Below are 13,292 nucleotides of genomic sequence, written 5' to 3'. Positions count from 1 at the left end.
CAGTTTAGGGCTGCGTTGTTAAACCAATGCAGAATTAAATACGATACTCGCTCTGCGAAGACAGTGACACCAGCCAACTCACGAATTCGCGGGTTGCTTTTCGGTTGGGTAAATTCACGTGTAGTTGATCTTGTTCGTCGGTATAAACCACTTTGCAGCGATTTACAGAAATAGCTTTAATTGGCGGTGATGCGCGAAGGCAATCGCCCTGAATTATTGTTTTTATAATGATAAACCTTAGGGGTAAAAAAGAAGGGTAGAACAGAATACAAAGGAAGCAGATAAACAAAGAGCCGGTAAAACCGGCTCTACAAGGCTAGCAATACATTACGCTACGCGTACGTTGCTTGCTTGTGGGCCTTTTTGGCCTTGTTCGATTACGAAGTTTACTTCCTGACCTTCTGAAAGGGTTTTGAAGCCTTCAGATTCGATAGAACGGAAGTGAACAAATACGTCTTTGCCACCGTTACTAGGAGTGATGAAACCGAAACCTTTATCTTCGTTAAACCACTTAACTGTGCCATTTGTAATATCAGACATTGTAGAACCTTTTAAACATATAAATAATTTTTTGTGTGACTAATTAAAATCACAGTGATCGCAATAGACATAACCTTTTCTAACAACGTAGGAAGATATCTATAGTCGACTGTTTAAGAGGAAAAGTAGAAATCGAACGGGGTAGTAAAGTGCTTTAACATCTAAAGCCAGATAACAGTACAGGTTTGTGGGGGCTGTGTCTAATAAATAATTCTATTATTTTTGATAATAATGCTAAGTGATTGTTTAAATGGCTTTTTTAGTTGGCGCGACAACATTGGCGAAAATGAGTCCGGCAATCAGTGACATAAAAATTAGAAATACTTCCTGGCCAACGTGTTCGGCGGCTACGAAATCCTGCCCGGAAATAAACGAATTTAAACCAATGTAGGTTTTTGAGCCCGGCACCAGCACAATAAGCCCGTGCATACCAACAATAGTATGGGGCTGATGCACAATGCGGGTGAACAGGTTGGCAAATACACCAAGGGCAAATGCACCGGCAAAGGTGTTGAGCCCTAAACCCAGATAAGGGACGCTGAACACAGAGGCGCCATAAGCCAGAAAGCCCGCAGCCAGGGCCCATGGAATGTGTCGAAAGCGGGTGCGAAATATGGCGACTAGAGAGAAACTGAGTAAAAACACCGCCAACCAGGTGCCCCACACGGGCAGTGACTGTGCCGGCTGATACACATTTTCGCCGAACAAACTAAAGCCAATGGAAACACCCAAAAACGCACCAAAGTACAGCTTAAACAACTGCATGAGGGCATCCATCACCCGCGCCGTACCCGACACCATATTCCGCGACGCCAGCTCAGCCAGGCCCATTGTCAGTGCCAGGCCGGGTACAAAAATAATGACCGAAGACAGCACGATAAGGGGAATATTAATGCCTGGATCGAAATACCGGCCAATACCACAGGCGGCAAGGCCGGCAATAAAGCTTGTCATGGGTTCCAGCATTAAATTAACCCGTTTTGAGCGCAGTGCCCATAACGACCAAAAATAAGACAATAACCCCAATAGCGCCGACCAGCCAATTTCAGGCCAGCTGGCCCCCATCAGCATGGCGAACGCCCCGGTTGCGGTAGTAAACGCACAGCCGGTGATAAACTTGCCGTATGGTGAGGGGAGCAGGTCGATTTCAGACAGGCGCTTGTCTGCTTCGGTCAGCGTAACATTTCCGGCCAGCAGTTCACTGGCCAGTTCGTCGGTAAGTGAGAGAGAGTTTAAATCCAGCTCGCCGGGCTGCAAGCGCGCAGCATGGGTATATTCGTCTTCGTGGCCCTCTGTCCAAATAACAAAAGTGAGGGCAGTAGGCGTGGCGATAATAGACGTGCGAATACCTAAGTAAGCGCCTACTTCCTGCAAATAAGCTTCTAAACGGAAGGCTGGTGTACCGTACTTGTGGAGCATTTTGCCAAGGCGCACAATAAAGCGCCGCTTCTGAATAAACTCTGCTGTTTGCACGGTACCCGCTCGCGGTTAACTATAAAAACATAAATACGCGGTAGTTACAGACACTTTAACATCAAACGACTGATTCGCCGCTACATTAAATTCAGTGCCGGTTTTGAACGATTGCCACTTGTCTGAGCCTGGTAGTTTCACAACCAGTTCACCTTCCACCACTTTCATAAGCTCGTGTTTGGAGGTATCGAATACATACTCGCCGGGCAGCATAACACCAGAGGTGCAAGGGCCGTTAGCAGATTCGAAGGCAATGGATTTAACCTGATCGTTGAAGTAAGAGTTGGTGGATAGAGACATTGAGTTTCCTTATAGGCTATACATGTGAAAAGGTGAGAAATGAAACCAGACAGGTCAGAATCGCAGACGTTATAGCTGCCCAATATAAAAACTGTGACTGAGAATAAACTGGCATTGCATTTGCTGCAACACTACAGTAGCACTTCTATTCTTACCATAATATTGCAGCTGTTGTTAACCAATATAGGGGCTTACCGTAGCAAGCAGTTACATTTTTACTCGGCTCCTCTTTCTATTTTTAATAATAGGGTGTGGTTGTATGTTTGTGCATTCGCACCAAGTTGGTGAGTAATAGAACTGTCACGGTCAGTTACTAATATTAACTACGCGTGAAAGTTAAATATCAATCCACGCCAAAGGACGGTAGCAAGTAATGAACGATAGTGGCGGTTTTATACGCAACAACCTTAATCAGTTTGCATTCATTTACAGACTTGTAGATATTTTTGTCATACAGATTTGCCTTATCAGTATTGCTTACATTTACCTTGGTCGTTTTGATGTAAAGTACTTTGTGTTAGGTCTGCTTTCTAACATGGCGTACTTATTTTTCGCAGAACTCTTCGTGTTATACCGCTCCTGGAGAAGTGGTTCGTTCAAGGAAATGCTGTTCTACACCGTGTGCAGTTGGTCATTGTCCTTATTTCCTTTGTTTATCATCATATTTTTTACAAAACAGAACGAATTGTTTTCTCGCATCATCTTAGGTTTGTGGATCATTTTAGTCATGTTGCTTCTGTGCGCGTGGCGTGCTTTGTTCAGAAAATTGCTTGTTTCAGCCCGCCGAAAAGGCTACAACACACGCGCTGTGGGTATTGTTGGGTTAACGAAGCGTGGCATAGACTTAGCCAATGAAATCATTCAATTTCCTGAAAGTGGTTTTAAGCTTATTGCTGTTTTTGACGAACGATCACCCGACCGTCTTAGCGTGCAGCACAAAGAACTGTTAGCGGGTGGCATTGCCGAAGGTGTGAAAATGGCACAGGAAGGCAAGATTGAGATTCTATACATTGCATTGCCCCTTACTGACAAAGCTCGCATCGACAACATACTTAAAGCACTTGGTGACACTACTGTAGATGTACACATCGTGCCGGACATTTTTACGTTTAACCTTTTGCACTCAAGAATGGGGCATGTAGGTAAAATACAAACAATAAGTGTATACGACAGCCCAATGCGTGGTGGTTATTCAATAATGAAACGAATGGAAGATGTATTCCTGTCTCTTACCATTCTATCCCTGATAGCTATACCTATGTTGCTAATCGCAATAGCAATAAAACTGACCTCTAAAGGCCCGGTGTTATTCAAACAAGATCGTTACGGCATCGTGGGTAAGAAAATCAAAGTGTGGAAATTCCGCACCATGCGGGTGATGGACAATGGCGAAGTGGTAAAGCAAGCCACGAAGAATGACCCAAGAATTACTCCTATTGGTGCCTTTTTACGCAGAACCAGCCTGGATGAACTACCTCAGTTTTTTAATGTACTTCAGGGTACCATGTCTGTGGTAGGCCCAAGACCACATGCGGTAAGCCATAATGAAGAGTATAGGAAGAAAGTGGCTTACTACATGCTACGTCACAAAATGAAACCTGGTATTACTGGTTGGGCGCAGGTAAACGGTTGGCGCGGTGAAACGGACACCGTAGATAAAATGGAAATGCGGATTAAATACGATTTGGACTACATCCGAAATTGGAGCATTTGGATGGATTTCAAGATTGTGGTTTTTACATTGTTCAGAGGGTTTGTTGGGAAGAATGTTTATTAAACATTGCTTATTTAATAAAAGAGAAACATTTTAGCGAAAGCTTAATGAATCTCTCTCACTATTCACGCTCGGCGGCTCAACTTGAAATCTCCATATAATAAGCGGTATAAGAATGGAACTCGCCGCATCAAAATTGAAACAAATAACCATGAAAAAAGAAAGGTTGAAATTAATACTGGAATGGTTTGAGGTAACGACGGAAAGTAAGTGAAAATTTTACTAAAAATAGGCATGAACAAAGGGTGTACAAGATATATTCCAAGTGAGTAGTTTTTACCCGCCTCTGAAAATACGGATTTCTCCATCTTACCTTTTAAACAAAGAAACATTATTGCGATTGTTACCAACGCTGTGAAAGCTGGAAATTGACGGGCCATTGCATTTGAACCAATCAAAAAATCCAAGAGAAGAGGTTCAGTAAAATACACTAAAAACAAGATAAATAAGGAAGATGCCATTAGGCCATTCAACGGAGTTTTATCAATATTTAAACGAGACATCTTGTAGCCAATAATAATGAAGGCCAATGACATCGTATGTCGAATTTTACCGTGTAATGCTGTAAATGCATTTTCAGTTTCTAGGTATGCTGCTAGATCAGTAATAACATATGCCGTAATTAAGATGAAAGAAACTACAAGCAATGATTTCGGTAAGGTTTTGTGCAAAAACTGAAAGGCCAGTAAGCCAATGGCTAATGAAGATAAAAACCACAGATGAAAGTATGTACCAGATATAACAAAACGAGTTAAAGTTAGTGATTCGAGATAATCGGGGTTTTTCATGAAGCAGTACGGCAAATACATGATCGATGAGATTAGAAATATCTTGAGAATACGAAATGCTTGTAGGTGGCATTTACTTTCTTTTTCTTGCAGTCCGATAAAGTAACCCGTTACCACAAAGAAGAATGGGACGGCCCATCGGCCTGCTATTCTTGCCAATTCCCCAAAAGTGTATGACACATCGCTGTAAGTGCCAACATGAAGTGCAATGACGAAGAACGCGGCCACTAATCTTGTACAGTCAATCGTACTATTTCTCATCCTTATTCCATTTTTATATATACTAATAGCAATTGGTATGACCCTTTCCGAAAAAAAGCACATAAACGCTGTCTTGGATTTGCGATATTTCAAGTGAAGTAATATGCGGAGGGATCATATATTTAACAATGTCTTGGGCTTGACTTCGTCAATTGTGTTTTAGTATTCACTGATTTGATGAACATAACAAGTCTATACTCCGCAAAACTTAAAAATGCGAGAAAGTTATACGATAGATTAGTAAAATTACCTTCTCACTAGACTTATGTTGAGTTTCGGTTGTGGTACTCACCACTCAAGAAAGGACTAATAAATAAGTGCGGAATGGGTGTGTGCTATAGTAAAGCGCAACTTTCTTGATGGTTCTTGTATCGTTGCTGCGAGAATCTCAGTGCCCAGTTCAATGGTGAGTATGAACGTTGGTTTCTTGAAAACTGGGAGTACTGACCTTTACTGACGTGATGGGTATCCCCATGCTTGTAATATATCGCATAATATTCTATTCAAAACTTGAGCGAATTTTGATTCACTGCGCTTGGTTTTTTGTCGAAAAGTCTGACACCTTTTGCTTTGTCTTTTGCACGACCTGAAGCAATTGGCTACTTTGTCGCTCTTCTTAATGCTCTCACAAGTTTCAATAAAGGATACAGCAGCAATTCATCTGTCATTAAAGAGTAGTCCATAGCTTTCATTTGACTTATACTTAAGTAATGAAAACCCGTTAAAATTGATAGCTTTTATTTAACAATATAGAGGAATAATTAACATGCAATGGAGAGCGGATATCGACGGGCTAAGGGCGATCGCAGTATGGGTGGTAATTTTAGCCCACGCCAAGTTTACTGTCTTTGAGGGTGGTTATATTGGTGTTGATATTTTTTTGTAATATCCGGCTTTCTTATTACTGGAATTTTAGATAAAGAATTTTCAAACGATCGGTTTTCAATAGTACAATTTTATGAACGAAGAGTTAGAAGGATTTTCCCAGCACTGATTTCAATGCTGGCTTTAGTTGCATTTATCAGTTGGTTTGTTTTACTTCCGTTAGATTTTAAGGAATTTGGAGAGAGTTTAGCTGCAACTTCGTTATTTCTTTCGAATGCTTATTTTAATATAAAAAGTGGCTACTTTGCTAACAGTGCCGATTTTCAACCATTATTGCATACTTGGTCATTAGGCGTTGAAGAACAATTTTACATTGTCTTTCCTTTAATCTGTGTCCTGCTGTATAAGTTTTTTCCAAATAAAATAAAGCTTTTCTTTTTTATATTATGGTTAGTATCTTTTTTATCTGCCACTGATTTAATAGTAGATGCGTCTTCGAAGAATAAGTTCTATCTACCATGGTATCGGGCATGGGAGTTTTTGACTGGAAGTTTACTAGCGGTAGGGTTTGGAAAAAGCATAATCCAAAAAATCCCGACACAAGTGCTGTCGTTTATTGGTCTCACAATGATAGTAGTTCCAGTATTTCTATACACAAAAAATACTCCATTCCCTGGGTTGACAGCTGTTCCTCCAGTTATAGGTACTGCGTTAATAATTTTGTCTGGTATGAAGGCGCAAGATACTTTTGTATATAAAATACTGTCGTTACAACCTGTCCGCTATATGGGAAAAATATCTTATTCATTGTATTTATGGCATTGGCCACCTTTAGTTTTTGTTTTCTACATAAGCGGTGGGCAAAGTACACTCTTTACGAACACAATTGCTGTAGCCATTGCAGTCCTGATTGCGTCACTGTCATACCGATTCATTGAAACACCCTTTAGAAATAAGAACTTTCTAAATAGAATGGTACTGTTTTCAAACGCCAGTATTTTCATAGTTCTAGCTCTGGCATTTGGTGTTATGGCCAGAGTCGGAAATGGAATCCCCGAAAGGTTGCCTGAAGACGTAGCTAAGGTGAGTCAGGTTGCCCTAGACATTAACCCGTTAAGGAAAGAGTGTGATCGTAGAAGCACAGAGCAAGTTAAGACTGGAGATGTTTGCCAGATTGGTGCCCAAGGTATTAGCCCAAGCTTTGCCGTCGTAGGTGATAGTTTTGGTGACGCATTTATTCCTGGTTTTGATTATGCAGGCACTTCAAAGGGGAAATCTGGCTTAGTATACACATACAGCGGCTGCTATCCTTTACTTGGCACGATGCAGGGGAATGGGAAGTGTGATCGCTATTATACTGAGGTAGTTGAGAAGTTACGCAAAAGTGATGATATTAAAAAAGTGTTTCTTGTTGCGCGTTGGTCATCAGCGGTTGAAGCATCTCGTGTTGGTTTAAATACAAGAAATGATATGTTTCTGACAAATAAAGATGTCACGGAATTATCCGTTGAGTCTACACGCCTAGTTTTCCAACAGGGACTGGAGACTCTTTTGGCTAGTTTAGAGGATAAAGAGATCTATATCGTTGCATTTATCCCTGAACAGCATATCAATGTGCCTCGTGCAGCTGGCATTGCGAAATTAGTTGGAAATGAAGTCAATATTCAAGTGTCAAGAGAGTCATTTGAAAAGCGGCAGTTAAAAACACGTGATTTATTGACGTCAATTAGTCAAGAAAATACCGCAAATATTATTGACGTTAGCTCACTTATGTGTGACGAGCACAGTTGCTTAGCAACCAAAGATGAAATACCCCTCTATGTTGATGATAATCATATTAGTACGTCAACGGCAGTTGAATTAAGTTCTTTGTTCATAGATGTCATGTAGTTTATTAAATTCTTGAACGTTTTGGTTGTGCGGTGAATTTGTATCCGAAGGACGCTAAGAGAATAGTTTTAAATGTGGCGCTATGATTGCTTTAATATCTTGATACAAGCAAATGTGTTCGCGAACTCTAAAGGCTTGGACACGTGCAGACAGGCTTGGGCGTGCACAGGCTAGTATTCTGAACGTAATGATATCGTTGCTTTGATTTGCATGAAAATCAGGTATAGTTACGCGCTGGTGCATGTGCACTGTTTTGGTGAGTAACCTTTTTGTCATTTTATTACAATATTATAACTACTCATCTTTCAATATTAGCCGCGTGCTATATACCAAGAGACGGTAGCGTTGAAATATATGTTTGGCTGGTTTGCTTGAGCACTCGCATACTTCCACCTACTCTTTGTCTTTTGAGGTAATTTAGGTCTTGCAGTTTAGCCAAACCTTACAGGAAGTAGCGAGCCGGCTTGTGACGCAAATCGAAGAAATGAGCAGTAAAATTTGGCTACCTTTTAAGGAGGCCTTTTTCTTCTGCTTATTAAATAACAGTTTTAATGTATTGGGTTAATTATGGATAACGCTGTAAGTCAACTGGATGTGGGTATTGTTCATGATTGGTTACCAGTTTTGGGTGGTGCAGAAAAAGTACTTGAACAGTTCATCAGTATTTTCCCTGAGAGTGAATTGTATACATTGTTCAACTTTTTGAACGAAGAAGATGAAGCTTTCCTGAAAGCAAAGAAAATCAACGTCAGTCGCTTAAATAAACTTCCCTACGTCGAAAAATACTACAGAAATCTGCTAATGATGTGCACCAGACACATCGAACAGTTTGATGTGTCTAAACACGATATTGTATTGAGTTCTTCTGCGGCCCTTGCAAAGGGCGTACTTACAAATGTAGATCAGCCCCATGTGTGTTACATGCATAGTCCGGCAAGGTACGCTTGGGATCTAAGCCATGAGTATTTAAGAGATATTCAGGGCCGATTCGCATTCTTGAAAAGAGAAATTGCAAAAGAACTGATATATAAGTTCAGAACCTGGGATCAGAGAAGTGTCAATACAATCGATTCCATCATTGCTAATTCTCAGTTTATTCAACGTCGAATTTATAAAGTATACAAACGCCATTCAACCGTCATCTATCCTCCGGTTAATATTGATAAGTTTAGTCTGCATGAAGGGCCCAGAGACGATTACTTCGTTACGGCTTCGCGGCTTGTATCATATAAAAAAATAGATTTGATTGTTAAAGCCTTCACCAGGATGCCGGACAAGAAGCTCGTGGTAATTGGAGACGGGCCCGAGATGAACTATCTCAAGAAAATAGCTACTCCCAATATTGAACTTGTGGGTTATCAAGAGCTTGAGCCTATGATATCACTAATTCAAAACGCCAAAGCTTTTGTCTTTGCTGCGTTTGAAGATTTTGGCATTCTCCCTGTTGAAGCCCAGGCATGTGGAACACCAGTGATTTGTTTGTCGAAAGGCGGAACTTCAGAAACCGTCAGGCCGTTAGGCGGGCAAAATTACCCCACAGGGGTTTGGTTTGATAATCAGCACGAAGACGACATCGTAACAGCCGTTGAGAGATTCGAGAAAAACATTGACAAGTTTTCCCATCAGGAATGCCGGGCATTTGCTGAATCCTTTGGAAACGAAAGGTTTGCTTCAGAAATGGCGTCTTTCATTTCAAATGGCATGAACCATGGTTTTGGAAACTGACCAAAAAACTGAGTACATGGAAAGATATGAGTGGAGTGTTGGAAATTGGGTAATCATAGTTTAGTTTTGAATGGTCGGTTTTTGCTTCAGAATATAACTGGGGTACAACGTGTTGAACGTGAAATTCTGGTTGCGTTGGATAAACTGGCTCAAAAAGGGCTGATTGCCACTCCAGAGGTTTTGTTGCCAGCTAAGGGGGAAATTATATCTCCCCCGGAGTTACAGAAAATACAACTAAAGCGTGTGGGAAAATTAACCGGCCATCTGTGGGAGCAAATTGAACTTCCCAAACACTGCAAAAACAAAGTGCTGTGGTGCCTTGGGAATACCGCCCCAGTTATTAGTTTGCTGTCATCCAGAACGAAGCTTCTGACGATGATACATGACCTCTCCTACAAGTATTTTCCTTCCGCCTATAGCTGGAAATTCCGCGCTTTCTATTCACTGCTTGTGCCATTGGAAATAAGTAAAAGCGATGTGGTAGTAACAGTGTCTAATGCCGAAAAGAGAGCTATGACAACCCACTACCCCAGTTTGGAAAAAGCTAACTTCCACGCAGCCCAAAATGGCGGAATACCGGACGACAATGCATTAAAAGTACTGGGTGAATCAGTGCCTGGGTTGGATGAAAGGCAGTATGGTATTTATGTTGGTTCGCTAAGCAAACGCAAAAATGCCGAAGGTGTACTTAAAGCCGCAATAAAATTCCTGGAAAAGTACCCTGATATGCGTTTTGTGGTGATTGGCGCGAGTTCAGGGGTATTTGACTCCTTTGAGATAGAAATACCCAAGACTGTAGAGGCCAGACTGGAAATGCGCGGGCAGGTGAACGACCCACAGAAAATTTATGATGCGTTCAGGCAGGCAAGGTTCTTACTGTTCCCTTCGTTTTACGAAGCAAGTCCAATGCCTCCGGTTGAGGCAATGACATTCGGGTGCCCGGTTATCTCGTCGGAAATTCCAAGTTTAATGGAACGCTGTGATACGGCGGCATTATATTGCGACCCACATAGTGAAGAGAGCATTTTTGACGCTGTAGAAAAGTTAATGTCTTCCAATGAATTATGGCAGCAATTATCAACTGCTGGCCGCAATAAAGCCGCTGAATATTCCTGGCGACTACAAACAGAGCGGTTATTGGCGTTAAGTGGGTATGAAAAATGACTACGCCAATAAAGCTAAGAATCATTCATGAAACTAACCCAAGAAAGTACTTTCCTGCCATTTACGAGCTTGCCAAAGACGGAAGCATAGAACTAGTTGGGGAGCACCGTTACAGTGTGTTTAAAGAGTGGGTTAGGTCATGGCTGAGAGACAAAACAGGCCTGGTACAACGAAGCAAAAATGCACTGGGTGACTTTCTTCTTCGGTTTAAGCTTCCCTTTATCAAAGGTGAAACCATTATTATCGGGTTTGCACCTTGGGATTGGCGTATTCTGCTTTATCGAGTTCTGGCTAAACGAAACAAAATTCTATACCAAACGTCTTGGCATGACTGGCGCATTAATAATACGCCAAGACAACCAAAACCCTTCTTTTTAAAGAAAAAACTGCAAAAAGTATGGCATGACTTTGTTAAGCACCCCAATGTTAAGGTGATCGCTGTTACACCAGTAGTTGCTGAAACTGTGCTAAATGAAACAGGTGTGAAAGCTCAGGTAATACCCCATGCGGTGCCAAATGAGTTTTTTGAAGCTGGGGCCGCTAAAAAAGAAAATAATTCCCAGCAACTAAAGTTACTGTATGTGGGTGAAATTTCTGAAAAGAAGGGTATTAAAGTACTGGTAAACATTTTGAATGAGCTGAACTGCGACAAGATTTCACTGACGGTAGTAGGAAATGGCCCTTTGGTGAAGTTAGTGGAGAGTAGCCCAAATAATGTGACATACCTGGGGCCTATTTATGACAGAGCTAAATTAGCCAAAGTCATGTCTGAACATGATGTGCTTATGCTGCTTTCTCAAAAAACACCAACCTGGGAGGAGTTGTTCGGTATTGTTATTGTGGAAGCCATAGCAGCTGGGTGTGCAGTCATCGCGTCTGACCATATTGGGCCAAGAGGCATATTGGAACAGCGCGATACCAATGGACTGGTAGCTCAAAATGATGAAGTGTCGGTTAAAGCCTTAATCAATACCCTACTGACTGAGGAAGGGGCGTTAGATACCCTGAAAGCTGCTCAAAACGTAGCGGAAAGCTATTCTACGGAATCAATCAAATTAAACTGGTTTAAGGCCATACAAGAGTTATGAATACACATGCAACTTTTTTACAAGGCATTGCAATTTTAATACAGTGTGTAATTGTTGCGATGTCTACAATATCTGACTCTTGGGATGCGGCCCTTAATCTGTCCAAGCTGTATTTACTAGCACACATAATTGGATTTATAGCCGTTATATTGGACAATCGCAGGGGCGGAATATCCTACCTAATTGAGTTTTTTCTTCTGTTTTTTATAGCACTGCCTGCAGTCATACAGGTAAGTCAAAATGTATTCCCTTGGTTTGCAATGTTACAGCCAGTGCATATTTGTGGTGCATTTGGCATCTTAGCGTTGTCGCATTTAACGTTTCATGTAGGCCTAATAGTTACTGGTGCTCGCAAAAAAAGTGACATCCAAAGCACTACTCAGCAATTACTTTCACCACAATCCGCTTTGTTCTATACCCGGTGGGCATGGGCAGTAATAATATTGGCTATATTTTTGGCTGGGTTGGCAGGGCCGTCAAACCTTTTTGTTGCTCGTTTTGAATTTTCTAAAACAGAAATGGGCGGGCTTACAGAGCAATTTTTATATATGTCCCGTTCGCTGAGTTTACTCGGCATGGTAATGCTTCTATTCCTCATAAAATACACACCTATTGTGCGTATAAAAAGAGCAAACATTTATGTGCTTCTCGCTTTTCTTCCGCTGTTTCTGGTAATTAACTACCTGCCGGCACTCCCAAGGTTTTTTCTATTTGGTATTTTTATTGCTATTAGTACAATTGTTATTAATTACTTCAACCCAAAAATTAAGAGTTTAGTTGCCATAGCTTCAGTTTTTATACTGTTTATCGTTTTTCCTGCAATAAAATCACTAGGTGAAGGTGAGCTGGATACATCCGCCTTTCAACAACGAGTAAGTTCAGGAACATTCGCTGATTATATGTTACGGGTAGATTTTGATGCATTTATGCAAGTTACAGAAACTGTGCATTATTACTCAGATGATCGTGGGCCTCTATTATACGGAAAGAATTTTTTAGGTGTCGCTCTGTTTTTTATACCGCGAGCAATTTGGCCTGACAAACCGCTTAGCACCGGCATTTTCGTGGCTGAGAGGTTAGGTTATGAATATTTAAACGTTTCAAGCCCGTTGCCCGCAGAAGCTCTGATGGCATTTGGCTTAATAGGGCCAATCCTGGTATTTTGGCTATTAGCCGCGTACGTAATTAATATTGAATATAACGCTAAACCATATAAAAACAGTATACCTGTACCACACGCTTTTGTACTAAATGCAATTTCGATGGCATTTATAGTAATCGTCCTACGAGGCGCGCTCAATGCTGTAGCGGCCCAATTTGCTACGGCTTTTTTGATCTTCTTTATAATTCTTTTTTTCAAAAATAGAAGAGTGAAATTTAGAATAAAATAAAATTTCAATAATAGCCTGGTGCTATGCCTCATACATGGTAGTAAATTTTATCAAGCATAATTTAACTATTTGC

General features: G+C 41.1%; 10 protein-coding genes. 6 read left to right on the top strand and 4 right to left on the bottom strand.

Translation table 11 applies throughout. The features are described from left to right. Window positions 1–327: 327 nt before the first annotated feature. The 3 genes from KO518_RS18305 to KO518_RS18295 form a co-directional block, all read right to left on the bottom strand. Window positions 328–540 carry a cold-shock protein gene (locus KO518_RS18305; RefSeq protein ID WP_216027298.1) on the bottom strand — a complete coding sequence of 71 codons (213 nt, stop codon included), beginning with the start codon at window positions 538–540 and terminating at the stop codon, window positions 328–330. Window positions 541–786: 246 nt separating this feature from the next. After that, the gene (locus KO518_RS18300; RefSeq protein WP_216027297.1) at window positions 787–2,013 is read right to left on the bottom strand and encodes a threonine/serine exporter family protein; all 1,227 of its coding nucleotides are present in this window, start codon (window positions 2,011–2,013) and stop codon (window positions 787–789) included. Window positions 2,014–2,028: 15 nt separating this feature from the next. Then, window positions 2,029–2,313 carry a pyrimidine/purine nucleoside phosphorylase gene (locus tag KO518_RS18295; RefSeq protein WP_216027296.1) on the bottom strand — a complete coding sequence of 95 codons (285 nt, stop codon included), beginning with the start codon at window positions 2,311–2,313 and terminating at the stop codon, window positions 2,029–2,031. A gap of 373 nt (window positions 2,314–2,686) precedes the next feature. On the opposite strand from KO518_RS18295, the gene KO518_RS18290 reads away from it, so the two are divergent. Next, a complete protein-coding gene (locus tag KO518_RS18290; protein ID WP_216027295.1) occupies window positions 2,687–4,090 on the top strand; it encodes an undecaprenyl-phosphate glucose phosphotransferase in 1,404 nt (467 codons plus the stop codon). A gap of 62 nt (window positions 4,091–4,152) precedes the next feature. Here KO518_RS18290 and KO518_RS18285 read toward each other — a convergent pair whose 3' ends face one another. Then, complete coding sequence (locus tag KO518_RS18285) at window positions 4,153–5,136, bottom strand: acyltransferase (RefSeq protein ID WP_216027294.1); 984 nt, start codon at window positions 5,134–5,136, stop codon at window positions 4,153–4,155. A gap of 885 nt (window positions 5,137–6,021) precedes the next feature. Between KO518_RS18285 and KO518_RS20305 the strand changes: the two genes are divergently transcribed. The 5 genes from KO518_RS20305 to KO518_RS18260 all read left to right on the top strand — a co-directional run bounded on the left by KO518_RS20305 (window position 6,022) and on the right by KO518_RS18260 (window position 13,219). Next, window positions 6,022–7,851, top strand: a complete 1,830-nt coding sequence (locus KO518_RS20305; RefSeq protein ID WP_216027415.1) for an acyltransferase family protein — start codon at window positions 6,022–6,024, stop codon at window positions 7,849–7,851. Between the two features lie 567 nt (window positions 7,852–8,418). After that, window positions 8,419–9,576 carry a glycosyltransferase gene (locus tag KO518_RS18275; RefSeq protein WP_216027293.1) on the top strand — a complete coding sequence of 386 codons (1,158 nt, stop codon included), beginning with the start codon at window positions 8,419–8,421 and terminating at the stop codon, window positions 9,574–9,576. Between the two features lie 81 nt (window positions 9,577–9,657). Next, the gene (locus KO518_RS18270; RefSeq protein WP_216027292.1) at window positions 9,658–10,740 is read left to right on the top strand and encodes a glycosyltransferase family 1 protein; all 1,083 of its coding nucleotides are present in this window, start codon (window positions 9,658–9,660) and stop codon (window positions 10,738–10,740) included. After that, the gene (locus KO518_RS18265) at window positions 10,737–11,828 is read left to right on the top strand and encodes a glycosyltransferase family 4 protein (protein ID WP_216027291.1); all 1,092 of its coding nucleotides are present in this window, start codon (window positions 10,737–10,739) and stop codon (window positions 11,826–11,828) included. The genes KO518_RS18270 and KO518_RS18265 overlap by 4 nt, the downstream gene beginning before the upstream one ends. Beyond that, on the top strand, window positions 11,825–13,219 hold the full coding sequence (locus tag KO518_RS18260) for a hypothetical protein (protein ID WP_216027290.1): 1,395 nt from the start codon (window positions 11,825–11,827) through the stop codon (window positions 13,217–13,219). Before KO518_RS18265 ends, KO518_RS18260 begins: the two co-directional genes overlap by 4 nt. The last annotated feature ends 73 nt before the right edge of the window (window positions 13,220–13,292 follow it).

Source organism: Aestuariibacter sp. A3R04, from assembly GCF_018860805.1.
Taxonomy (GTDB): domain Bacteria; phylum Pseudomonadota; class Gammaproteobacteria; order Enterobacterales; family Alteromonadaceae; genus Alteromonas.
The sequence above is the reverse complement of the archived record's forward strand: the minus strand, read 5'-3'. Positions and strand labels throughout refer to the sequence as shown.